Origin of the sequence: Promicromonospora sukumoe 327MFSha3.1 (assembly GCF_000385135.1) — a bacterium.
Classification (GTDB): Bacteria; Actinomycetota; Actinomycetes; order Actinomycetales; family Cellulomonadaceae; genus Promicromonospora; species Promicromonospora sukumoe_B.
On sequence record NZ_ARQM01000011.1, the window covers coordinates 683,606 to 706,138 of the forward strand.

A 22,533-nucleotide genomic window follows, 5' to 3' on the forward strand; every position below is an offset into this window, starting at 1 on the left:
GCGAAAACTGGTCTGCAACATTTTCCCGAAGTGCTGTGACCTCGGCGCGGTTCGCGCGTCTAGGGTGCATGACGGATACAGCATTCAGCGCGGTGATGTCCCGCCTCTCGGCGCTCGACACGCTCTCGCTGCGGGTGAGTCAGGACTGGCTGGCGTTCGGCCTCGACAGGGTGGACGTGCTGGTCATCGAGATACTGACGGTCAGCGAGGTCACGGCCATGCCGCTCGTGGCCAGGCACCGGCTGTCGCCGGAGGTACCGGACCCGGGACGGGAGCTGGGTCTGACCCGGGTCTGGACCGGTTGGCTCGGCGACGCCTCGGACGTCGTGCCCGTCGCGATGCGGCTCACGCTCGCGCCGAGCGACGACGGGTGACCGGGGCGCCGGGCCCTCAGCGGGGCAGGTGCGCCTCGATCTCCCCGATGATCGCCGGGTCGTCCGGCAGCGTCCTCGGCGAGTACCGGCGCACGTCGCCCCCGGGCAGCACCAGGAACTTCTCGAAGTTCCAGCGGATCTTGCCCGAGTGCCCCTCGGCGTCCTCGGTCTTCTTGAGCTCGACGTAGAGCGGGTGCGCGTGGCGCCCGTTCAGCCGGATCTTGTCGAGCACGGGGAAGGTGACGCCGTACGTCATGGAGCAGAACTCGGCGATCTTCTCGTTCGAGCTCAGCTCCTGCAGGAACTGGTTGCTGGGGAAGCCCAGCACCGTGAAGCCGCGGTCCTGGTACTTCTTCTGCAGCTCCTCGAGGGTCGCGTACTGCGGGGCCAGGCCGCACCGCGAGGCCACGTTCACCACGAGGACCACGTCCTCCTTGTGGTCGGCCAGCGAGATCTCGGTGCCGTCCATCGTGTGGAAAGGAATGTCGTAGAGGGTCACCCGGTCATCTTCCACCCGTTGTCCGGGTCGACGGAACCCTTCGGGCACGAGTGCGGACCAGCCGGGTTAGGTTGACGACGTGACCCGTACGCCCGGACCCGCCAAGCACCGGCCCCCGCTGCCCGTGCGGGACGGGCTCAACCCCACCCGGATCGTGCTCCCGCACGACCCCGCCGTCGTCGCGCGGTTCCCGTACGCGCTCGACTACCTCCTGGACCGGTTCCGCGACGACGCGGACCGGCTGCTCGAGGAGGTCGCCCAGGGGGAGGTGGTCACCGGCCACGGCGAGCCGCTCACCCCGACGACGCCGTACGAGCCGCGCGGGTTCCTCTACCTGTACCGCGACCCGCCGGCCCACGAGGACCCGATCCCGTTCGAGCCCGAGGTGCTGCACCGCGACGAGAACCTGCTGGTCGTGGACAAGCCGCACTTCCTCGCCACGATGCCGCGCGGGCGGTGGGTGCGCGAGACCGCCCTGGTCCGCCTCCGGGTGGCCCTCGACCTGCCCGAGCTCTCCCCGGCCCACCGCCTCGACCGCGGCACCGCCGGTGTGCTCGTCCTCACGGTCCGGCCCGAGGTGCGCGGCGCGTACCAGGAGGCCTTCGCCCGCCGCGTGGTGCGCAAGGTCTACGAGGCCGTGGCCCCGCTCCCGGAACCGGGCGCGCGCGTGGCCCTGGGCGAGCCCGTCACGCTCCGCAGCCGCATCATGAAGCGGCGCGGGGTGACCCGCGCCGAGGAGGTGCCCGGCGAGCCCAACGCGGAGTCCCTGATCACGCTCACCGCCGTCGACGACGCCCGTGGCCTGGGCCTCTACCGCCTGGAGCCGCACACCGGCAAGACCCACCAGCTCCGGTTGCACATGGCCTCGCTCGGGCTGCCGATCCTGCACGACCCGTTCTGGCCCGAGCTGCGCAACCAGCCCGACGACTTCGACCGGCCCCTGCAGCTCCTGTCCCGCTCCCTGGAGCTCACCGACCCCCTGTCCGGCCGCCCGCGCCGCTTCGAGTCCCGCCGCGACCTGCGCGAATGGACCCGCGAGCCGCCGCGCGACGTGTCAGACCCACAGATCCCTCCGGTGACCCGAGCGTCTGACACGTCCGCGGGCATCTGACAGGTGCAAGAATCGGTGCGATGAGTACCGCCGCCGCCTACCCCGCCCGCGCCGTCGTCGATCTCGACGCGATCCGCGACAACGTGCGCGCCCTGCGGACGACCGCCCCGACCGCCCAGGTCATGGCCGTCGTCAAGGCGGACGCGTACGGGCACGGGCTGGCCCCCTCGGCCCGGGCGGCGCTCGCGGGCGGTGCCACCTGGCTGGGCGCGGCGCAGAGCGTCGAGGCGCTGGCGATCCGCGCCGCCGTCGGACCCGGCCCGCGCATCCTGACCTGGCTCTACGCGCCCGGCGAGCCCCTGGCCGACCTCGTGCGCGCCGACGTCGACGTGGCCGTCGCCGCGGCCTGGGCCCTCGACGAGGTGGCCGACGGCGCTCGCGCCGCGGGCCGCACCGCCCGCGTGCACCTCAAGGTCGACACCGGGCTGGGCCGCAACGGGATCATGCCCGCGGACCTGCCCGCCGTCCTCGACCGGGCCGCGGCGCTGCGGGCCGAGGGGACGCTCGCCGTCGTCGGCCTCATGTCGCACTTCGCGCTCGCGGACGAGCCCGACGACCCGTCGGTCAAGATGCAGACCCACGTCTTCGAGGAGGCGCTCCGGACCGTCGAGGCGGCCGGGATCGACCTCGAGGTGCGGCACATCGCCAACTCGGCGGCGACGCTGACCAACCCGGCCGCCCACTACGACCTGGTGCGCCCGGGGATCGCCGTGTACGGGCTCTCGCCCGTGCCGCACCTGGGCGCCCCGGGCGACTACGGCCTGCGGCCCGCCATGACGCTGGAGGCGCGGCTCGCGACCGTCAAGCGGGTGCCGGAGGGCCACGGTGTCTCCTACGGGCACTTCTACGTGACGCCGCAGGACACCGTGCTCGGGGTCGTGCCGCTCGGCTACTCCGACGGCATCCCGCGGCACGCTTCGGGCGGCTCGCTCGGCCCGGGCGGCCCCGTGCTGGTCGGGGGCGCGGTGGACGACGTCGCCGCGCCCGAGACCGGCCTCGGCACCGTGCGCGTGCTGCGTGTCGCGGGCCGGGTGTGCATGGACCAGATCATGCTGGACCTGGGCCCCTACGCGTCCGAGCAGGCCGGCGACGTCGTGACGTTGTTCGGGGCGTCCGACGGGCTCGCCCGCGCCGGGGCGCCCAACGCCGAGGACTGGGCACAGGCCGCCGGCACCATCAGCTACGAGATCGTGACGCGCCTCGGCGCGCGCGTGCCACGTGTGTACGTGGGCACGGCAGGAAGGGAGACCGCGTGAGCGGGGCAGTGAGCGGACCGGGCGACATCACGACGTCGGAGACGGCGGTGATCGAGCTGCCGGACGCCGACACGACGCGCGCCTTCGGAGCGGCCCTCGCCGGGTTGCTGCGCCCGGGGGACCTGGTGATCCTCACCGGCGACCTCGGCGCGGGCAAGACGACCCTGACGCAGGGGATCGGGGCAGCGCTGAACGTGCGCGGGCAGGTGGCGTCGCCCACGTTCATCGTGGCGCGCGAGCACCCGCCCCTGCCGCGCCCGGACGGGACGCGCGGGCCGGGGCTCGTGCACGTCGACGCCTACCGGCTCGGCGGGCTCGGCGAGCTCGACGCGCTCGACCTGGACTCCTCGCTGGAGGACTCCGTGACCGTCGTCGAGTGGGGGCGCGGCCTGGCCGAGGCCCTCGCCGACGACCGCCTGGAGATCGACCTGGAGCGGCCGCGGGGCGCGCCGTCGTTCGACCCCGGTGTGGAGGCGGCCGAGGACCCGGAGGCGGGGACCCGGAAGGTGACGATCCGCGCGGTGGGACCGCGCTGGGCGGGCGTGGACCTGCTTTCCCTGGCGTGATCGGTAGTTCGTCAGGTGATCGGCAGCCCGAGCTGCCGATCACCTGACGAACCACCGATCATCTCTACGGGCGCCTGTGGCCGTAATACCCTGGTCACGTGGCCGTTCTCGCACTCGATACCTCAGCAGCCGTCGCCGTCTCCCTCGTCGACGAGGACGGCGCGCGTCTCGCGTCCCGCTCCTCCGACGAGCGCCGCAGGCACGCCGAGTCGCTCGCGCCCCTGATCACCGAGGTCCTCGACGAGGCCGGGATCGAGCGTGCCGACCTGACCGCCGTCGTCGCCGGTACCGGTCCGGCCCCGTTCACGGGGCTGCGCGTCGGTCTGGTGACCGCCCGGACGCTCGCGCTCTCCCTCGGCATCCCGGTGCTGGGTGTGCCGAGCCTCGACGCCCTGGCGGTGCAGGCCGTCAGCGACCTCGGGCTCCGCGCGGGGCAGGAGATCCTGGCCACCTCCGACGCCCGCCGCAAGGAGGTCTACTGGGCGCGCTACCGCGTGGTCGCGCACGAGGGGCCGCACGGCGTCCCGGTCGTGGAGCGCACCGCGGGGCCCGACGTCGACCGGGCCGGGTTCGTCGCCCAGGGCCAGCTCCCCACGCCGGACGCCGGGGACGCCCCGCTGCCCGTCGTGGTCGGCGAGGGCGCGATGCTCTATCCCGAGTTCCTGCCCGTGGCCGACGACGCCCCGCTGGTCCCCGACGCGACCGTGCTCGCCCGCCTGGCGCTCGTGCGCCGCGCCGCCGGCGAGGACCTGCCGACCGAGCCGCTGTACCTGCGGCGCCCGGACGTGCACGAACCCGGGCGTCCCGCGGCCGACGCCGGCTCAGGGACCGGTTCGGCGACGGCTGCCACCGGCGGTGCCGCATGATCACCGAGGTGCGGCTCCGCCCGCTGCGCAGTGCCGACTTCGACCGTGTGCTGCAGCTCGAGCGGCAGCTCTTCGGCCGCGGCGCCTGGACCTACGGCATGCTTGCCGACGAGCTCGCGGGCCTGGGCCGCTGGTACGTCGTGGCGGAACCGGAGCGGCTCGACCGCGCCGGGGACCAGCCCGTCGTCGGCTACGCCGGGCTCTGGTTCGACGGTGACGTCACGCAGATCATGACGATCGGCGTCGACCCCGACGTGCAGCGGCACGGCGTGGGGCGCCAGCTCATGGACGCGCTCATCGAGCGGTCGCGCAAGGTCAAGGCGGAGGCCGTGCTGCTGGAGGTGCGCGTGGACAACGCGCCCGCCATCGAGATGTACCGCGACTTCGGCTTCCAGATCCTCGGCGTGCGCAAGCGCTACTACCAGCCCGAGGACATGGACGCGTACACGATGCGCCTCGACCTGGCGGAGGTGGAGCACCCGATGGCGGACGCCGCCGTCGAGTCGCCGGTCGACGCGCCGGCTGCCGACACCCCGAACGACGCCACGGGAGACGCGGCCTGAGGTAGCCGAAACTACCTACCCGAACCTGCTAAACCTACTAATCCGAGGCTCGGATTAGTAGGTTTAGCAAGTTCGACCATCCATATTGGTGACCGATGATGAGGGATGCCACGGCATGAGGGAACGAGTCCTGGTCGACGCCGCGACGCTAGCGGCCGACCTGCAGGTCGGCGACGCGCCGGACCCGGCCGAGGGGCGGCCCGTCGTGCTCGACGTCCGCTGGGCGCTGGGCATGACCGACGGCCACGACCAGTACCGCGCCGGGCACGTGCCGGGCGCCGTGTACGTGGACCTGGAGTCCGAGCTGGCCGCGCACGGCTCGCCGTCCGACGGGCGGCACCCGCTGCCCTCGGCGGCGGCGTTCCAGGCGGCCGCGCGCCGCTGGGGCGTCTCGGCCGGCTCGCGTGTCGTGGTCTACGACTCCGTGGGCGGCACCTCGGCGGCTCGCGCCTGGTGGCTGCTGCGCTACTTCGGCGTGCCCGACGTCCGCATCCTCGACGGCGGACTCGCCGCGTGGACCGCGCAGGGCTCCGCCGTCGAGCCGGGGGACGTCACGCCCGGGCCGGGCGACGTCGTCGTCCGCCCCGGGGGCATGCCCGTGATCGACGCGGACGGGGCGGCCGAGCTGGCCGACGGCGCCGGCGTGCTGCTGGACGCCCGGGCCGGCGAGCGGTACCGCGGCGAGGTGGAGCCCGTGGACCCGCAGGCCGGGCACGTCCCGGGCGCGGTCAGTGCGCCGACCACCGAGAACCTGGGCGCGGACGGCCGGTTCCTGCCGACCGGGGACCTGCGGCGGCGGTTCGGGGGGCTGGGGGTCTCGGCAGGCTCGACCAGCGGTGGGTCCGACGTCGTCGGCGTGTACTGCGGCTCGGGTGTCACGGCGGCGCACGAGGTGGCGGCGCTCGCGGTCGCCGGCGTGGACGCGGCGCTGTACCCGGGCTCCTGGTCGCAGTGGTCGAACGACCCCGCGCGGCCGGTCGCCGTGGGCTGACCGTCCGTGCCCCCGGAAGGCGCGGATCGGATCAGGGCGTGGGGCTGACCTCGTTGAGCACGAGGATCTTCTGCCACACCTTGCGGGCCATGCCGACCGTCAGCGACTCGATGGTCGAGACCGTGTTCAGCACGATGTCGTCCTGCGACTCCTCGGCGCACAGTGCCGCCGCCTTGCCGACGATCGACAGCAGCTCGGTGCAGTACTCCAGGTAGTACTCGATCTGCTCGGGGGTCAGGTCGACGTCGTTGTTCTCCGACTCGCCCGAGAAGGCGTCCCGCAGGATCTCCGGCTCCTTGGTGAGCTGGTGCATGTCGATGATGTGCGCCAGGGAGCGCAGCCGGTGCAGCTTGCCCAGCAGGTCCGACCGTTGCACCCGTTGCGGCACCGAGTGCAGCACGACGACGGCGACCGCGACGAACACGATGTCGTTCACGGCGCTCTCGATGAGCGGCAGCCAGTCGAGGCCGTTGTCCGGCGCCTCGGTGCCCGCGGCCTCCACGGCGAAGCCGAACGCGACCAGGGCGACGAGCACCACGAGGGCGATCAGGATGCGCGAGCCGGCCTGCACCAGACGGCTACGACGCCGGGTCCCGGCGGAGGTGTCCGCGACCTGCTCGGTGAGGGCCACGAGCTCCTGGGCCACGAGGTGGATGCCGCGGTCGGGGAACCGCGCGCCGATGCGGTCGCGCAGCCGCCGGGCAGTGTCGATGACAGGGACGGGCTCGAGCTTCTCCAGTGTTCTGACCCACACGGAAGGCAGCGTAGAGCCCCTGGCCCTCGCTGAGTGCGGGATATCCGCCCTTTTCGGCGGGGCATTAGGGGCGAATTCCCGCACTCGGCGGGCGTTGCCGGGCTCAGACCGTGATGGTCGTGAGCGGCATCGACGAGTCCACCGGGATGTCCAGGTTGCTCGGTGCCACCCCGGCCCGCACGACGGCGGAGCCGAGCGCCGCGATCATCGCGCCGTTGTCCGTGCAGTAGCGGATGGGCGGGATGCGCAGGTCGATCCCGGCCTCGGCGCACCGCTTGGCCGCCATCTCGCGCAGCTGGCTGTTGGCGGAGAACCCGCCGCCCACCACCAGCGTGTCGACGCCGTGCTTGTGGCACGCGGCGATGGTCTTGGCCGTGAGCACGTCGGCGACGGCCTCGGCGAACGACGCCGCGACGTCGTGCACGGGGATCTCCTGCCCGGCGTCCGTGCGGGCCTCGACCCAGCGGGCCACCGCCGTCTTGAGACCCGAGAAGGAGAAGTCGTAGGCGTGCTTGGCCTGGTCCTTCGCGGCGGTGAGGCCGCGGGGGAACCGGATGGCCGTCGGGTCGCCCTCGCGTGCGAGCCGGTCGATGTGCGGCCCGCCGGGGTAGGGGAGGCCGAGCAGGCGGCCGACCTTGTCGAAGGCCTCGCCCGCGGCGTCGTCCAGGGTGGAGCCGAGCTCGGTGACGTTCGTGGCGATGTCGTCGACCAGCAGCAGCGAGCTGTGCCCGCCGCTGACCACGAGCGCCATCGCCCGCTCCGGCAGGGGCCCGTCCACGAGCTGGTCCACGCAGGCGTGCCCGATCACGTGGTTCACGCCGTACAGCGGCTTGTTCAGGCCGATGGACAGGGCCTTCGCGGCGGACGCGCCGATCGTGAGCGGCCCGACGAGGCCAGGGCCGGCGGTGACCGCGATCGCGTCGACCTGCGACAGGTCGACGTCCGCCTCGCCCAGCGCCTTCTGGATGGTGGGGATCATCGCCTCGAGGTGGGCGCGGCTGGCGACCTCGGGGATGATGCCGCCGTAGCGGGCGTGCTCCTCCATCGAGCTGGCGACGGCGTCGACCAGCAGGTCGTTTCCGCGGACCAGCGCGACGCCGGTCTCGTCGCAGGAGGTCTCGATACCGAGCACCAGTGGATCTGCCATGTGCTCCAGCCTAGTTCCCCGGCGGCGGTGAGCGTGGAACCGGCTGGGATGTGACACGCGGACGTGCGGGACGTCACGGTTGAATCTGGAACTATCGCTCGGAGCAACTTGTTCCACTGCGCATGACACAAGCACTTGAGGCCACCGCACCGCTCGCCATCGACGACGCGACCGCGGACCGCCTGTTCCGTACCGCGCGCACCGTGACGACCTTCGCGGAGTCGGAGGTCACCGACGAGCAGCTCACCGCCGTCTACGACCTCATCAAGTGGGGCCCGACGATGATGAACACGAGCCCGCTGCGGATGCTCGTCGTCCGCACGCCGGAGGCCCGGCAGCGGCTCGTCGGCCACATGCCCGAGAACAACAAGGAGCGCGTGGCCAAGGCCCCCGTCACGCTCGTGCTCGCCTCCGACCCCGACTTCCACGAGCGGCTCGACGTGCTGATCCCGCACAACCCCGGTGCCCGCGAGATGTTCGCCGGCGACGCCGCGATGCGCGCCGGGGCGGCGCGTACCAGCGCCCTGCTCCAGGCCGGGTACCTGCTCGTGGGCCTGCGCGCCGCGGGACTCGCTGTCGGCCCGATGAACGGCGACTACGCCGGGATCGACGCGGAGTTCTTCGCCGAGAGCGGCTGGAAGGGCTTCCTCGTGGTCAACGTCAGCGCGGCCGACGGCGCCGACACCACCCGCCCCCGCGCCCCGCGCCTGAGCTTCGACGACGCCGCGCAGGTCGTCTGACCCCGGCGCGGCGCCGTCGTCGTCAGCCGGCCAGCGGCCGGCCGGCGCGCATCTCCGCGATCATGGCGCGCACCACAGGCACCAGGTCGCCGTCGTGCGCCGCGGCCACCTCCTGCTGGCGCCGGTAGGACGGGCCCGTGCGGATGATGTCCCGCACGCCCGCCAGCTCCGCGGCGCAGCCCAGGCGGTGTGCCACGGGCTCGAGCTCGACCAGCAGCTTGCCGATCGCGTCGACGACGTGGCCCTGGTTGCCGTGCGCGTCCAGGATCACCGTGGCGTCCAGCCCGTACCGGGCCGAGCGGAACTTGTTCTCGGTCACGTACCAGGGCGGCAGCTCGACCAGGTCCCGGCCCTGGTCGAGCTGCGTGGACAGGTGCTCGACCAGGCAGTGCACCAGCGCGGACAGCGCCAGGGCCTCCGTGAGGTTGGTCGGGCCGTCGCAGACCCGCACCTCGAGCGTGCCGAACGTCGGCGACGGACGGATGTCCCAGTGCACCTCGTTGAACACCTCGACCGCGCCCACGTGCATCATGTCGCCCGCGTACGCCTCCAGCTCCTGCCAGGTCCGGAACGCGAACGGCAGGCCCGAGCTCGGGATCTGCTGGAACAGCAGCGACCGGTTCGACGCGTAGCCCGAGTGCTCACCCGCCCAGTACGGCGAGGCGGCCGACAGCGCCTGCAGGTGCGGGAAGTACTTCAGCATCCCCCGCATCAGCGGCAGCGCCTTCTCCCGGTCCTCGATGCCGACGTGGACGTGCAGCCCCCAGATGATCAGCTGCGTGCCCCACACCCCAGTGCGCTCACGGATCCGGGCGTAGCGCTCCTTGTCGCCGATCTCCTGGTCGGCGCCCCGGGCGAACGGGTGGGTGCCGCCGCCCATGAGCTCCAGGCCCATCGGGTCGGTCACCGTGCGCACGCGCTCGAGCGTGCGGGTGAGGTCGGCCCCGGCGTCGGCCACGGTCCTGCCCACGCCCGAGACCAGCTCGATCGTGTTCTTCATGTACTCGCCCGTGACGTGCGGGGCCAGCCCGTAGGGGCCGTGCTGCCGGTTGCCGCCGTCGCGCGCGAGGGCCTCGAGCACCTCCGGACCTGCCTGACACAGGTCGGCGGTGCCGGGCTCCACGAGCCCGATCTCCCACTCGATCCCCACGGTCGACCGCGGGGACTCACCGAAACCGAGCTGGGCCGGCGAGCTCATACGGCTCCCAGGGGTTCGACGAGCAGTATCTGTTGGTTGCCTGCAACACGGGTGAGCACGATCGTCGCCTCCTCGGTTCCGGTGAGCACGAGCTGCTTGCGAAGTTGTTCAGGCACCACGGCGGTGCCCCGCTTCTTGATCGTGACGCGCCCGACGTTCCGGTCGCGCAGGTAGGACTTGAGCCGCTTCAGGCCGAACGGCATGGTGTCGAGCACGCGGTATCCGGTCGCGACCGGGGCCTGCGCCCCGGCAGGGTCGGCGGGTCGGGCCGGCGGCAGAGCGGCGGGCTCGTCCGTGGTCACGTACGCGATGGTCGGGTCGACGAGGCGCCCGCCCAGCTCGGCGGCGGCCTGACCCACCAGCCCCGCGCGGATGACGGCGCCGTCGGGTTCGTAGAGGAACTGGCCGACGCCGCCGACGTCCGGCTCGACGTCGTCGCCGCGCACCGTGCGGCTGAGGGTGTGCTCCTTGCCGTCGTCGGTGAAGGTGCGCAGCACGAGGGCCGAGCGGCCGGGGCCGTCGGGCGCGAGCGGGCCGAACCACAGCCCGGCCTCGACCACGTCGCCGTTCACGGAGACCCACTGGGTCTCGGCGTCGGCGGGCAGTCCCTCGTGCGCGATGCCCGGGCCCACCTTGATGCCGACGGCCGGCACGGTCTCGCGCAGCGACCAGACCGAGTCGAGCGGGGGCTCGTAGGCGTGCGGGTCGAAGATGCGGCGGCTGCGGCCACCCGACCCGCCGCGCACGCGCCGGGCGGGGTCGGCGTAGACGCCCTCGATGCCCTCGGCGCGCAGGTCGAGCGTCAGGCCGTCGGCGTGCCGCACCTCCGCCTCGGGGAAGTGGCGCAGGTTCCACTGCGCGATGGCGGCCGTGCACTCGTCGAGATCGGTCGCGACGACGCGCAGGCCGGTACCGGCGAACGCGAGGGAGTCGGCGCCGATCCCGCAGGTGAGGTCGGCGAGCGCGGTGATGTCCGCGTCGAGGTACCGCCGGGCGTGCAGCGCCGCGACGACGAGCCGCGTGGCCTGCTCCAGGCCGTCCGCGGTGAACAGCATGCCGTCGGCGAAGTCGCCGAACTTGGCCCTGGCCCGCGTGCGGAGCCGGGACTGGGTGACCACGGCGGCGGCGAGGTCCGCCGCGACCCCCTGGGAGCGCAGGGCGGAGACGGTGCGCATCGCGTCGCGCTCGTCGTACGGCGGTAGTGCCGCAAGCAGGGCCCAGCCGTCAGGGCTGAGGAGTTTGCTCAGAATCGCCGCATCCATGGGAAGATCTTTCCACGTTTGTCCTGGTCATGACGAGTAGCCGGGCGCAACCTTTTGGTGGAGATGACGAGATTTCGACGTCCTGGCGGCGAGTCGGCCCCCGGGCGTGTGAGCGACTCCACGCGATTGGCACTCGCCTTGACCGAGTGCTAGCGCCGACCTAGATTTGGGGTTGTTCACCGCCGCGGAACCCGTTAGCGGGCCTCGCGGCGGAGGACCCAGACGTTCGTGCCCGCCGGCACCCGCGACGACGGCGGACCGTCGAACGTTCGAGCCCCTTAAGTCAACCACGCAGCTGATCACCCGATCCGCTCACGAAAGAGGAGGTCCGACGTGTCGGTCCCCATCAAGCCGCTCGAGGACCGGATCGTCGTCAAGGCTCTCGAAGCCGAGACCACGACCGCTTCCGGCCTGGTCATCCCGGACACCGCCAAGGAGAAGCCCCAGGAGGGCGAGGTGCTGGCCGTGGGCCAGGGCCGCATCGACGACAACGGCAACCGTGTGCCGCTGGACGTCGCCGTCGGTGACAAGGTGATCTACTCCAAGTACGGCGGCACCGAGGTCAAGTACGCGGGCGAGGAGTACCTGGTGCTCTCGACCCGCGACGTCCTCGCGGTGGTCGTGGGCTGATCCCAGCCCGCGACAGCTAGACGGACGAAGGCCCCGCACCGGTCGGTGCGGGGCCTTCGTCGTGGCGGAGCGTCGGTGCTGTCTGTCCGTGGTGCCGTTCCTGGTGCGCGTGCTGCGTGCCTGGTGCGCGGCCGGGGTGCTTCGGCGCACACCGACCCCGGCGGGGTGCTGCTTCCTCAGGCGTGGTGCCTCAGGTGCCGCGCGACGTCGTGCGGCAAAAGTTGTTCGGCCTGGTCGGGCAGGCTTCGTCAGGCGGAGACGGACTTGCCGGCGAGGATCGCCGACCGCTCGTCCTCGCTGAGCCCGCCCCACACGCCGTACGGCTCGCGCACGCGGAGCGACTGCTCGCGGCACTGCATCATCACCGGGCAGGAGCGGCAGATCGCCTTCGCGGCCTCGGCGCGACGCCGGCGGGTCGATCCGCGCTCACCCTCGGGGTGAAAGAAGAGGGTGTCGTCCGCGTCGCGGCACGCGCCCTGGTACTGCCATTCCCACAGTTCCATCACCGGACCGGGAAGCCTCGAGATCTCCGTCATGGCGAACAACCTACAAGTTGTGCAGAAGTTGTTCAAGGGGCAATTTCGCTTCATCTCGATCGAATCGAGCCAGCCCGAAGCGGTTCGGCCCTGACCGGATTTGTTCCAATCTGGACTGGAATCCACCGAGATCGGCGGCACGCCGGGTTTCGCAGTGGCGCGGAGAGGGTCCGGTCGGCAGAATCGAGTCCATGACTTCTTCGCGACCCGCCCAGAACTCGGGCGGGTCACGTACATCCAGCCCCGGACTGGCTGTCGCCGCGGTAGCCCGGCGCCTCGGGGTCGCTCCCGCGACCCTGCGTACGTGGGACCGCCGCTACGGCCTCGGCCCGTCGGGTCGCACCGCTGGATCGCACCGCCGCTACACGCCGGACGACGTCGCCCGGCTCCTCGTCATGCGCCGGCTGACCCTCGAGGGCGTGGCGCCGGTCGACGCTGCCCGCGCCGCGGTCGAGGCGGGGGACGCGGAGCTCCAGGTGGCCACCAAGACCGCCCCCGCGCTGCCCGCGGTGCAGGTCGAGGGTGACCTGGAGGCCGACGAGACCGACGACGTCGACGACGCCGAGTTCGCCGAGAAGTTCGTCGGCACCGTCGAGGCGCCGGACGAGGACGACGAGCCGGAGCCCGAGGACGAGCCGCAGCTCGAGGACGAGACCGGCGACCCCGCGCCGGCGTCGGACGGCGAGCGTGCCGAGGAGCCGCGCGGCCGCGCGCACCTGCGGGCGCTGCCCGGCGGGGCGTCCGGCGGCGGCGGAGCGGGCGGGGCCGTGGCCCCGGTACCGGCCGGCGGGCCGCGGTCGGCCGCGTCCCCCGCGCCGACGTCGGGCCGGGTGTCCGCGCTGGTCGACGCCGCTCTGGCCTACAGCCGGACCGCCTGCGACAACCTCCTGGTGCTGGGCCCGGACGGCGACCCGGCCACCTGGTGGACCGAGCTCGTGGAGCCGGCCTGGCTCCGGCTGTCCGAGCGCACGGTCCTCGCGGGCCCGGGCGAGATGCCCGAGGTGGTGCTCGCGACGGCGGCCCTGCGCGCGCTGCGTAACTACATCGAGGAGTTCGAGCGCGTCATGGTCGAGGCGGGCGGCCCGCCGGCCAACCACCCGAGCCGGATGCGCAAGATCGTCCTGGTGTTCGCCGCCCCTGACGAGGTGGTCCCGCTCTCGGCGCACGCGCTCGCCGCGGCGCTGGCCGCGCAGGGCTCGATGGCGCGCATCGTCACCGGCCCCGCGAGCACGCACCGCTCGGTCGAGCTGGTCACCATGGTCCGGCCGACGGCGGTGGTCCTGGCCACCACGCAGAACAAGCCGGACCTCGACGTCGTGCACGCGGTGAACGAGAGCTACCCGGAGCTGCCGATCTTCGTGGGCCTGCGGGCCGACGCGGCCGCCACCGAGCTGCCGTTCGGGCCCACGGTGCAGCGGGTGCGCTCGTTCACCGGCCTGCTCCACGAGGTGCTGGCCGTCATCAAGGCGAGGTGACGCACGCCTCTGGCCGGTACCACGGCCCGGCCGAGATTCGTGGTCGCGGCGGTCGTAGACTTGCTGCATGACGGACCAGACCTCGCCGGGCGACCCGTTCGGTTTCCTCGGGCTCACCTATGACGACGTCCTGCTGCTGCCGGGTTACTCCGACCTGGCGCCGTCGGACATCGACACGACGTCTCGCCTGACGCGCGAGATCTCGCTCAAGATCCCGCTGATGTCAGCGGCGATGGACACGGTCACCGAGTCGGCCATGGCGATCGCCATGGCGCGCCAGGGTGGCCTCGGCGTACTGCACCGCAACCTCTCCATCGAGGACCAGGCCTACCAGGTCGACCTCGTGAAGCGGACGCAGACCGGCATCATCACGAACCCGGTCACGATCGGCCCGGACGCCACGCTCGAGGAGCTCGACACCCTCGCGGGCCAGTTCCGGATCTCCGGCTTCCCGGTGGTCGACGCCGAGAACAAGCTGATCGGCATGGTCACCAACCGCGACCTGCGCTTCACGCCCGTCGCCGAGTGGGCCACCACCAAGGTGGACGAGGTGATGACGCCGCAGCCGCTGATCACCGGCCCGGCCGGCATCTCGCGGGACGACGCCACGAAGCTGCTGCGCAAGCACAAGCTGGAGCGGCTCCCGCTGATCGACCCCGACGGCCGCATCACGGGGCTCATCACCGTCAAGGACTTCGTGAAGTCGGAGCAGTTCCCGGACTCGTCCAAGGACGGCCAGGGCCGCCTCATGGTGGGCGCCGCGATCGGCTACTTCGGCGACGCGTGGCAGCGCGCCACCGCCCTGATCGACGCCGGCGTCGACGTGCTCGTGGCTGATACGGCGCACGGCAACGTCCGCATGCTGATCGACATGGTCAAGCGCCTCAAGACCGACCCGGCCACCAAGGACGTCCAGGTGATCGGCGGCAACGTCGCGACCCGCCAGGGCGCGCAGGCGTTCGTCGACGCCGGGGCCGACGCCGTGAAGGTCGGCGTCGGGCCGGGCTCCATCTGCACCACCCGCGTCGTGACCGGCGTGGGCGTGCCCCAGATCACCGCCGTCTACGAGGCGTCGCTGGCCTGCAAGCCGGCGGGCGTCCCGGTGATCGCCGACGGTGGCCTCAAGCACTCCGGCGAGATCGGCAAGGCCATCGTGGCCGGCGCCGACACCGTGATGCTGGGCTCGCTGTTCGCGGGCTGCGAGGAGACCCCGGGCGACCTGGTGCTCGTCAACGGCAAGCAGTTCAAGACCTACCGCGGCATGGGCTCCATGGGCGCCATGTCCTCGCGCGGCAAGAAGTCCTACTCCAAGGACCGGTACTTCCAGGCCGAGGTCACCAGCGACGACAAGATCGTGCCCGAGGGCATCGAGGGTCAGGTGGCCTACAAGGGTCCGCTGGCCACCGTCGCGCACCAGCTCATCGGCGGTCTGCACCAGACGATGTTCTACACCGGTTCGCGGACCGTCCCGGAGCTGCAGGCCGAGGGCAAGTTCATCCGCATCACGTCGGCCTCCCTCAAGGAGAGCCACCCGCACGACGTGCAGATGACGGTCGAGTCGCCGAACTACAGCGGCTTCTGACCTCTTCGCCGGTCGAGCTTCCTCTCCGCCGGTCGAGCTTGTCGAGACCTCGCCAGGTCTCGACAAGCTCGACCGACGGGTGGCCCGTCAGCTCGCCATGACGCGGGCGTGCAGGGCCTGCACCGCGTAGCGGGCCGACCAGAACGCGCCGTGCTGCCACGCGGAGACCTCGGACATCCAGTCGCCCGCGAAGTACACGTTGCCCGCCCCCTGCTGCAGGAGCCGGAAGCCGGCGGAGCTGGTGTTCGGGTAGGCCCAGGCGCCCTCGATGTAGGGCACCTTGTGCCAGGCGATCGAGAACGACGTGTCCAGCTCACTGCGGTACTTCTGCCCGTGGATCTTCACGCCCTGCTCGACGGCGCGCAGCTCCCGCTGCTTCGGGGTCATGTCGGCGTACGTGCGGGCGTTGGTGCCGGTGTTGTAGTACCCGACGACCAGGCCCTTGCGCTCCCCGTACCCGTAGGACGGGTACCAGATGTGGGCGAGGTCCATGTCGGTCTCGGTGATCCCGCCGAAGATCCGGTGGTCGTCCTCCCAGAACCGGGACCGGTACTGGAGGCCGATCTTGCCGGCGGGGGAGCCCACCGCGAACTCGCCGAGCGCCGCGTCGACCTGCGGCCCCCAGTTGGTGTCCCACCGCCGCATCAGGCCGGCCGGCGCCGCGACGACCGCGAAGTCCGCCTCGATCTGCCGCTCCCGCCCGTTCGCGGGCGTGTAGGTGACCTTGACCCCGCGGCTCGTGTTCTCCACGCCCGTGACGGGGGAGCGGAAGTGCACGTTCTGGCTGCCGATGGCCCGCACCAGGTACTGGTAGGTCGTGTCCATGCCGCCCTTGGGCTGGAACATGAGCATCGACTGCTCCCAGTTGATCTCGAACGGGAAGTACTGGCCCACCTTCGAGGCCAGCACCTCGGAGACCGTGCCGGGTCCGGACAGCGGCGTGCCGTGCTCGTTCCAGGCCGACGGGTAGACCTCGAAGCCGCGGTTGCTGCCGCCGGCGTAGGTGCCGTCCGGCTTGAGCGAACCCCAGCTGCGCAGGAACGTGCGCAGGTTGTCCTTGTCCTCCGCGGTCAGCTTCTGGTCCAGGGCGCCCTGGTCGGTGGCGTGGTGCAGCAGCTCGGACGTGTAGCCGAAGACGTCTGCCTTGGCGGTGCGGTAGCGCACCGGGTTGCCCGGCGTCGCGCCGGTCCGCTCGTTGTAGAGGTAGGCGTCGGCGTTCGCGTTGGTGAAGACCTCGTACGGCACGCCCAGCTCGCGGATGTAGTCCATGGTGACCATCCACTGCGCGATGCGGCCCGCCCCGGCGTTCATGTAGATGCCGTCGGCGAACCGCGCGGTCTGCTTGACGCCGTTGACGTCGGTCTCGCTGTCGCCGCCGCGGATCGTCAGGGTCCGCCCGCCGGGCCGGTGCCGCGCCTCGAGCACGGTCACGCGGTAGCCGGCCTTCTGCAGCTCGTACGCGGTCGCGAGACCGGCGGGACCCGCGCCGACGACGACGACCTTCTTCGTGGACCGGCCGGTCAGCGTGAAGTCGCCGGCCTTCGGGGGGACCCAGGACTCGGCCCTCGGCTGCGCCGCGGCGCTGGGGGCCAGACCCATCGCGCCCATCGTCGCGAACATGACACCGGCGCTGGAGCCGGCGCCGACGGCCTGCAGGAAGTTACGGCGGGAGACACCTGGGGTGCTCTTCTCGGTGACCACGGTCCCTACCTCTCGTGTCGACAGGCCTGACGCACGCGAACCTCGGCCGGGAAGCCGGGGGCCGCCGTCAGCACCGCGCCGGACGCTATGGACCGCAGGTCACCGCTGCGAGTCTCCGCCGTTACTGCGCAGTTGCGCGTAGTAACCATGTTGTTTCCGGATTCTGCCGCAGGTCAGCGTTTCCGCAGGAACGATTCGAACCGGGCGCTGGAGCCGTTCCCGACGCGACCCAAAGCGGACATCCCACTGAAACTCCCCGTGGCTAGCGTCCGCGCCACCCGGTGCCGTCCGCCGGGCCACACCGCATCCGGGCGCCCACGCGGCCCCGGCCCGGCCAGATGGAGGAGCACCATGAAGAACCGTGCCGCGCTGATCACCGCCGTCGTCGTCACCGCGGCGATCGCGGTCCCCGGGACCGCCTTCGCCGCCGCCCACGCCTTCCGGCCCGACCCCACACGCGCCCACTCGTTCATCACCGGGGACACCCCGCTCATCGCCGACGGCGTGGCCATCGGCAAGAACGTGTCCTGGTACAAGTCCTCCGGCCTCGGCCCGGCTGCCCGGAACACCACGCCCGGGGCGAGCGCCGAGGAGCGGTACATCCCCACCGACGTGTTCCCCGGCGGGGAGCTGCCCGCGGGCGTCAGCCTCACCGAGGCCCAGGGCATCAACGCTCTCATGCGGATCGGCGAGAACCTGGAGAAGGCGGGGCTGTCGTACGACGACGTCGTCTCGATGCGCGTGTTCCTGCAGAACCCCAGGGGTGCCGAGAAGATGGACTTCGCCGGGTGGAACCGTGCCTACCGCCAGTTCTTCGCGAACACGAACCTGGCCACCGGTGAGGTGCTGGACGTGCAGCTCGGTTCGGCGACGACCGAGCCCATGGTCGTGAACGAGGCGCGGCCGTCGCGCTTCGCGCTGGAGGTCGAGAACCTGCCGGTGGACGGCTGGCTCGTCGAGGTGGAGGTCGACGCGGTGTACTCGCGCTGAGCGGTGCCGAGCAGGGCCGCGCTCCCGGATACCCCCGGGGCGCGGCCACCCGCCGCCCGGTCAGGCGCTCGTCGCGTGCTGCACCGGCCAGGCGCCCGACGCGTCGGGGCCGGTCAGGCCCTGCTCGCGGCGCCACTCGTTGAAGCTGACCGCCCACTGGCGGTGCGCGCCGATCTGCTGCTGGTGCAGGTCGGCCAGCGACATGCGGGACAGCTGCGGGAACCGCCGCGCCAGGGCCTCCAGCACGTCGAGCGTCGCCAGCACGTCGACCTCGGCGGTGTGCAGGTCGCCGTCGGAGGTGACGCCGTACCACTGCGACAGGTCGCCCAGGCGGCGCTTGCCCGGCCGGTACCGGTCCAGCCAGCGGTCGATGACCAGCGGGTCGACGACCGGCTCGACGGGCCGGCCCAGGCGCTGGGGCAGGGTCTTGAGCCCGTGGCGCTGCAGCTCGGAGTCGAGCAGCGAGAGGTCGAAGGCCGCGTTGTAGGCGACCACGGGCACGCCCTCGGCGAGCTGCTCGGCGAGGGCGGCGGCGATCTCCTCCAGCGCCTCCCGGGGCGCCACGCCGTGGGCGCGGGCGTGCTCGGTGGAGATGCCGTGGATGGCGGCGGCCTCCTGCGGGATCTCCACACCCGGGTCCATCAGCCAGGTGCGCACCTCGGTGCCGGCGCCGGGCGTACGCAGCACGAGGGCCGCGGTGACGATGCGGTCGCCCGTGACGTCCACCCCCGTGGTCTCCGTGTCGAAGCCCAGCAGCGGCCTGTGGATCCAGGTCTCGTTCATGATGTCCTCCCTGCTCGTCCGGGTTCACCGGTGCGTCCAGGGAGAACCCTGCCACCGCTCACTGACACTGTGGTTCGTGCCACCCCGCACATCACCGAGACACTGCGCGCCGGGTCAGCAGCGATGGGTAGGCTTGGCGGGTGAGCAACGAGATCGAGATCGGACGCGGCAAGCGTGGGCGGCGCGCCTATTCCTTCGACGACATCGCGGTGGTGCCCTCCCGGCGCACACGCGACCCGAAGGACGTCTCGGTCGGCTGGCAGATCGACGCGTACCACTTCGACCTGCCGATCGTCGCGGCCCCGATGGACTCGGTGATGACCCCGGACAGCGCGGTCGCGCTGGGCCGGTTCGGGGGCCTTGGCGTGCTCGACCTCGAGGGCCTCTGGACCCGCTACGAGTCGCCCGAGCCGCTGCTCGCGGAGATCGCGGCCCTGCCCGTCGGCGAGGCGACGCACCGCATGCAGGAGATCTACTCCGAGCCGATCAAGCCGGAGCTCATCACGCAGCGCCTCAAGGAGATCCGCTCGGCCGGCGTCACCGTCGCCGGCGCGCTGACCCCGCAGCGCACCCAGGAGTTCTACAAGACGGTGGTCGACGCCGGCGTCGACCTGTTCGTCATCCGCGGCACCACGGTCTCGGCCGAGCACGTCTCGGGCAACGCCGAGCCGCTCAACCTCAAGCGCTTCATCTACGAGCTCGACGTGCCCGTCGTCGTCGGCGGGGCCTCGACCTACACGGCCGCGCTGCACCTGATGCGCACGGGCGCCGCCGGAGTGCTCGTCGGTTTCGGCGGCGGCGCCGCCCACACCACGCGCGTCAGCCTGGGCATCCACGCGCCCATGGCCACCTCCGTCGCCGACGTCGCCGCGGCCCGCCGCGACTACCTCGACGAGTCGGGCGGCCGGTACGTGCACGTCATCGCCGACGGCGGGGTGGGCCACTCGGGCGACATCGTCAAGGCCGTGGCCTGCGGCGCGGACGCCGTCATGCTCGGCGCCGCGCTCGCACGGGCCGGCGAGGCCCCCGGCAAGGGCTTCCACTGGGGCCCCGAGGCGCACCACCCGCAGCTGCCGCGCGGCGAGCGCGTCGAGGTGGGCACGGTCGGCACGCTGGAGGAGATCCTCTTCGGGCCGGGCAAGCAGGCCGACGGCACCCTCAACCTCGTGGGTGCCCTCCGCCGTGCGATGGCGACCACCGGCTACTCCGACCTCAAGGAGTTCCAGCGGGTCGAGGTCGTCGTCTCCCCGTACCAGCCTCGGTGACCGCCGCGCCGAGCGGTGAGTCGCTCGCCCCTGTCCTGGCCGCGGCGCCCGCGGCCGACGGCGAGTTCGTCGAGATCACGGACACCGACGTCGACCAGGTGGTCGAGCTGTGGCGGGAGTGCGGCCTGACCCGGCCGTGGAACGACCCGCACCTCGACATCGCCGACGCCCGCGCGGGCAGCACCTCGACGGTGCTGGTCGCCCGGGCCGACGGCCGCGTGGCGGCGTCCGCCATGGCCGGGCTCGACGGGCATCGTGGCTGGCTGTACTACGTGGCGGTCGCGCCCGGGCTGCAGGGCACGGGCCTGGGCCGGGCCGCCGTCGTCGCGGCCGAGGCGTGGCTGGTGGCGCGCGGCGCGCGCAAGATCCAGCTCATGGTGCGCACCACCAACGACGCCGTGATCGGCTTCTACGAGCGGCTCGGCTACGCCGACCAGGAGACCACCGTGCTCGGCCGCTGGGTCGAGCCGAGCTGACCCTGCGCCGTCCCGCCTGAGGCGAGATCGCGGCCGTTACCACGAAGCGATACGAAAGTCAGTTTCACACATCTATCAATACGTGGTGCAGGGTTTTGCGCGTAGGGTGGCCGCCATGATCGACGACACAGCAGCCGACGCAGCCGCGAGTGGTGCCGTCGGCGGGGTGCTCGACCCCGAGCATCCGCAGGGAACCTTCGTTCTCGAGCCCGGCGTGATGGCGCCGCTCGTGGCTCGGATCGCGACCTCCGAGGCTTCCGGCACGCACCGCTCGATGTGTCCGTTCACGGGTGCTCCCCTCGTGACCTTCCCGGTCTCCTCCGCCGACGACGTGGCCGCCAGCGTGGTCCGCGCGCGGGTGGCGCAGCGCGGCTGGGCGCGCCTCCCGGTGCGTGACCGCGCCGGGGTGCTCCAGCGGCTCGGCCGGATCGTCCTGGAGAGACAGTCCGAGGCGCTCGACCTGATCCAGCTCGAGACCGGCAAGTCGCGGCGCGCCGCGTTCGAGGAGATCGCGGACATCGCGCAGGTCGCGCGGCACTACGCCGTGCGCGGTGAGCGCTACCTGGCCTCGCGTCGCGTGCGCGGCATGGTCCCGCTGCTGGCCGGTGTGCAGGTGCACCGCCGGCCCGTCGGCGTCGTCGGCGCGATCGCGCCCTGGAACTTCCCGCTGGTGCTCGCGCTGTCCGAGGCCCTGCCCGCGCTGCTGGCCGGCAACGCCGTGGTGCTCAAGCCGGACCCGCAGACCACCCTCACCGCCCTGTGGGCCGCCGAGGCCCTGGACGACGCCGGCCTGCCGGCGGGCCTGTTCCAGGTGGTCGCGGGCGGCCCGGACGTGGGCGAGGCGCTGATCGAGCACGTCGACCATGTCGCGTTCACGGGCTCGACCGCCACGGGCCGCAAGGTCGCCGCCCGCGCGGGGGAGCGCCTCATCGGGGCGACGCTCGAGCTCGGCGGCAAGAACGCGCTGTACGTCGCGGAGGACGTCGACGTCGACGCGGCCGTCCCGGGCATCGTTCGGGCCTGCTTCTCGAACGCCGGGCAGCTGTGCGTGTCCGTCGAACGACTGGTGGTGCACGAGGCGATCGCCGACGAGTTCGTGGCCAAGTTCGTGCGTGCCGTGCGCAACCTGCGGCTCAGCCCGGCGCTGGACTACTCGGCCGACATCGGCTCGCTCACCTCCGCCGCGCAGCTCGACAAGGTGACCGCGCACGTGGACGACGCGCTGGCGCGCGGCGCCCGGGTGCTCGCCGGTGGCGTGCACCGCGCCGACGTCGGCCCCTACTTCTACGCGCCGACCGTGCTCGACGACGTGCCGGCCCAGGCCGTCGTGGCGCGCGAGGAGACGTTCGGGCCCGTCGTCACGATCACCCGGGTCGACTGCGACGAGGACGCCGTCACCGTCATCAACGACACCGAGTACGGGCTGCACTCCGCCGTCTGGACCCGGGACGTCGCGCGGGCGCGGCGCCTGGCCGCGCGCCTGGAGTGCGGGTCGGTCGCGATCAACGACGGGTACACGCTGACCTGGGGCTCGGTCTCCGCGCCGCTCGGCGGCTGGAAGTCGTCGGGGCTCGGCGGGCGGCACGGGGCGGCGTCGATCACCGGCCTGACCCGGCAGCAGACCGTGGTGACGTCGCGCGGCGCCCGGATCGGGGCGACGCTCGACAGCCTCTACGGCCTCGGCGGGGACACCCCGAGCCGGGTGCTGACCACGGCCCTGGGAGCGATGCGCAAGCTGCGCCTGTCCTGAGGTGCGGGGCCGCGGCCG

Annotated in this window: 23 protein-coding genes; 15 read left to right on the top strand and 8 right to left on the bottom strand. The window is 72.3% G+C overall.

The features are described from left to right. Nucleotides 1–68 precede the first annotated feature (68 nt). The gene (locus H291_RS0116775; RefSeq protein WP_157237106.1) at nucleotides 69–374 is read left to right on the top strand and encodes a hypothetical protein; all 306 of its coding nucleotides are present in this window, start codon (nucleotides 69–71) and stop codon (nucleotides 372–374) included. Between the two features lie 16 nt (nucleotides 375–390). Here the strand turns inward: H291_RS0116775 and H291_RS0116780 are convergent, their stop codons facing one another. After that, entirely contained in the window at nucleotides 391–873 is a 483-nt protein-coding gene (locus tag H291_RS0116780) for a glutathione peroxidase (RefSeq protein ID WP_026365841.1), read from the bottom strand. A gap of 79 nt (nucleotides 874–952) precedes the next feature. Here H291_RS0116780 and H291_RS0116785 point away from each other — a divergent pair, with 79 nt between their 5' ends. The 6 genes from H291_RS0116785 (at nucleotide 953) to H291_RS0116810 (ending at nucleotide 6,226) form a co-directional block, all read left to right on the top strand. After that, entirely contained in the window at nucleotides 953–1,984 is a 1,032-nt protein-coding gene (locus H291_RS0116785; protein WP_020016167.1) for a pseudouridine synthase, read from the top strand. 20 nt (nucleotides 1,985–2,004) lie between these two features. Beyond that, nucleotides 2,005–3,240, top strand: a complete 1,236-nt coding sequence (gene alr / locus H291_RS0116790; RefSeq protein WP_020016168.1) for an alanine racemase — start codon at nucleotides 2,005–2,007, stop codon at nucleotides 3,238–3,240. Then, nucleotides 3,237–3,806: a tRNA (adenosine(37)-N6)-threonylcarbamoyltransferase complex ATPase subunit type 1 TsaE gene (tsaE, locus tag H291_RS0116795; RefSeq protein WP_232216089.1), complete on the top strand. Its 570-nt coding sequence runs from the start codon at nucleotides 3,237–3,239 to the stop codon at nucleotides 3,804–3,806. The genes alr and tsaE overlap by 4 nt, the downstream gene beginning before the upstream one ends. A 98-nt stretch (nucleotides 3,807–3,904) precedes the next feature. Next, nucleotides 3,905–4,672, top strand: a complete 768-nt coding sequence (gene tsaB / locus H291_RS0116800) for a tRNA (adenosine(37)-N6)-threonylcarbamoyltransferase complex dimerization subunit type 1 TsaB (protein ID WP_020016170.1) — start codon at nucleotides 3,905–3,907, stop codon at nucleotides 4,670–4,672. Further along, nucleotides 4,669–5,235 (top strand): ribosomal protein S18-alanine N-acetyltransferase, encoded by a 567-nt coding sequence (rimI, locus tag H291_RS0116805; protein ID WP_020016171.1) that lies wholly within the window; start codon nucleotides 4,669–4,671, stop codon nucleotides 5,233–5,235. Before tsaB ends, rimI begins: the two co-directional genes overlap by 4 nt. Before the next feature lie 115 nt (nucleotides 5,236–5,350). Beyond that, complete coding sequence (locus H291_RS0116810) at nucleotides 5,351–6,226, top strand: sulfurtransferase (protein WP_020016172.1); 876 nt, start codon at nucleotides 5,351–5,353, stop codon at nucleotides 6,224–6,226. Between the two features lie 31 nt (nucleotides 6,227–6,257). On the opposite strand, the gene H291_RS0116815 is transcribed toward H291_RS0116810, so the two are convergent. Then, nucleotides 6,258–6,980 carry a hypothetical protein gene (locus H291_RS0116815; RefSeq protein WP_020016173.1) on the bottom strand — a complete coding sequence of 241 codons (723 nt, stop codon included), beginning with the start codon at nucleotides 6,978–6,980 and terminating at the stop codon, nucleotides 6,258–6,260. Nucleotides 6,981–7,083: 103 nt separating this feature from the next. Further along, nucleotides 7,084–8,127, bottom strand: a complete 1,044-nt coding sequence (gene tsaD, locus H291_RS0116820; RefSeq protein WP_026365843.1) for a tRNA (adenosine(37)-N6)-threonylcarbamoyltransferase complex transferase subunit TsaD — start codon at nucleotides 8,125–8,127, stop codon at nucleotides 7,084–7,086. A 122-nt stretch (nucleotides 8,128–8,249) separates the two neighbouring features. On the opposite strand from tsaD, the gene H291_RS0116825 reads away from it, so the two are divergent. Further along, nucleotides 8,250–8,867 (top strand): malonic semialdehyde reductase, encoded by a 618-nt coding sequence (locus H291_RS0116825; RefSeq protein WP_020016175.1) that lies wholly within the window; start codon nucleotides 8,250–8,252, stop codon nucleotides 8,865–8,867. 22 nt (nucleotides 8,868–8,889) lie between these two features. Here the strand turns inward: H291_RS0116825 and H291_RS0116830 are convergent, their stop codons facing one another. Then, nucleotides 8,890–10,065 (bottom strand): glutamate--cysteine ligase, encoded by a 1,176-nt coding sequence (locus H291_RS0116830; protein ID WP_020016176.1) that lies wholly within the window; start codon nucleotides 10,063–10,065, stop codon nucleotides 8,890–8,892. Next, complete coding sequence (locus tag H291_RS0116835; protein ID WP_026365844.1) at nucleotides 10,062–11,327, bottom strand: class I SAM-dependent methyltransferase; 1,266 nt, start codon at nucleotides 11,325–11,327, stop codon at nucleotides 10,062–10,064. The genes H291_RS0116830 and H291_RS0116835 overlap by 4 nt, the downstream gene beginning before the upstream one ends. A 333-nt stretch (nucleotides 11,328–11,660) precedes the next feature. Between H291_RS0116835 and groES the strand changes: the two genes are divergently transcribed. Further along, complete coding sequence (groES, locus tag H291_RS0116840; protein WP_020016178.1) at nucleotides 11,661–11,957, top strand: co-chaperone GroES; 297 nt, start codon at nucleotides 11,661–11,663, stop codon at nucleotides 11,955–11,957. 248 nt (nucleotides 11,958–12,205) lie between these two features. Here the strand turns inward: groES and H291_RS0116845 are convergent, their stop codons facing one another. Continuing rightward, nucleotides 12,206–12,493 carry a WhiB family transcriptional regulator gene (locus H291_RS0116845; RefSeq protein WP_020016179.1) on the bottom strand — a complete coding sequence of 96 codons (288 nt, stop codon included), beginning with the start codon at nucleotides 12,491–12,493 and terminating at the stop codon, nucleotides 12,206–12,208. Nucleotides 12,494–12,684: 191 nt separating this feature from the next. Between H291_RS0116845 and H291_RS0116850 the strand changes: the two genes are divergently transcribed. Continuing rightward, nucleotides 12,685–13,968 carry a MerR family transcriptional regulator gene (locus H291_RS0116850; RefSeq protein WP_026365845.1) on the top strand — a complete coding sequence of 428 codons (1,284 nt, stop codon included), beginning with the start codon at nucleotides 12,685–12,687 and terminating at the stop codon, nucleotides 13,966–13,968. A 67-nt stretch (nucleotides 13,969–14,035) separates the two neighbouring features. Next, complete coding sequence (guaB, locus tag H291_RS0116855; protein ID WP_020016180.1) at nucleotides 14,036–15,550, top strand: IMP dehydrogenase; 1,515 nt, start codon at nucleotides 14,036–14,038, stop codon at nucleotides 15,548–15,550. Between the two features lie 87 nt (nucleotides 15,551–15,637). Here guaB and H291_RS0116860 read toward each other — a convergent pair whose 3' ends face one another. Then, nucleotides 15,638–17,251 (bottom strand): flavin monoamine oxidase family protein, encoded by a 1,614-nt coding sequence (locus H291_RS0116860; RefSeq protein ID WP_020016181.1) that lies wholly within the window; start codon nucleotides 17,249–17,251, stop codon nucleotides 15,638–15,640. 351 nt (nucleotides 17,252–17,602) lie between these two features. Here H291_RS0116860 and H291_RS0116865 point away from each other — a divergent pair, with 351 nt between their 5' ends. Next, a complete protein-coding gene (locus H291_RS0116865; RefSeq protein ID WP_020016182.1) occupies nucleotides 17,603–18,241 on the top strand; it encodes a Rid family hydrolase in 639 nt (212 codons plus the stop codon). A gap of 60 nt (nucleotides 18,242–18,301) precedes the next feature. Here H291_RS0116865 and H291_RS0116870 read toward each other — a convergent pair whose 3' ends face one another. Then, a complete protein-coding gene (locus H291_RS0116870; protein ID WP_020016183.1) occupies nucleotides 18,302–19,024 on the bottom strand; it encodes an exonuclease domain-containing protein in 723 nt (240 codons plus the stop codon). 140 nt (nucleotides 19,025–19,164) lie between these two features. On the opposite strand from H291_RS0116870, the gene H291_RS0116875 reads away from it, so the two are divergent. The 3 genes from H291_RS0116875 (at nucleotide 19,165) to H291_RS0116885 (ending at nucleotide 22,515) form a co-directional block, all read left to right on the top strand. Then, nucleotides 19,165–20,289 carry a GuaB3 family IMP dehydrogenase-related protein gene (locus H291_RS0116875; RefSeq protein ID WP_020016184.1) on the top strand — a complete coding sequence of 375 codons (1,125 nt, stop codon included), beginning with the start codon at nucleotides 19,165–19,167 and terminating at the stop codon, nucleotides 20,287–20,289. Further along, nucleotides 20,286–20,765 carry a GNAT family acetyltransferase gene (locus H291_RS0116880; RefSeq protein ID WP_020016185.1) on the top strand — a complete coding sequence of 160 codons (480 nt, stop codon included), beginning with the start codon at nucleotides 20,286–20,288 and terminating at the stop codon, nucleotides 20,763–20,765. The genes H291_RS0116875 and H291_RS0116880 overlap by 4 nt, the downstream gene beginning before the upstream one ends. 115 nt (nucleotides 20,766–20,880) lie before the next feature. Further along, nucleotides 20,881–22,515 carry a succinic semialdehyde dehydrogenase gene (locus H291_RS0116885; RefSeq protein WP_020016186.1) on the top strand — a complete coding sequence of 545 codons (1,635 nt, stop codon included), beginning with the start codon at nucleotides 20,881–20,883 and terminating at the stop codon, nucleotides 22,513–22,515. The last annotated feature ends 18 nt before the right edge of the window (nucleotides 22,516–22,533 follow it).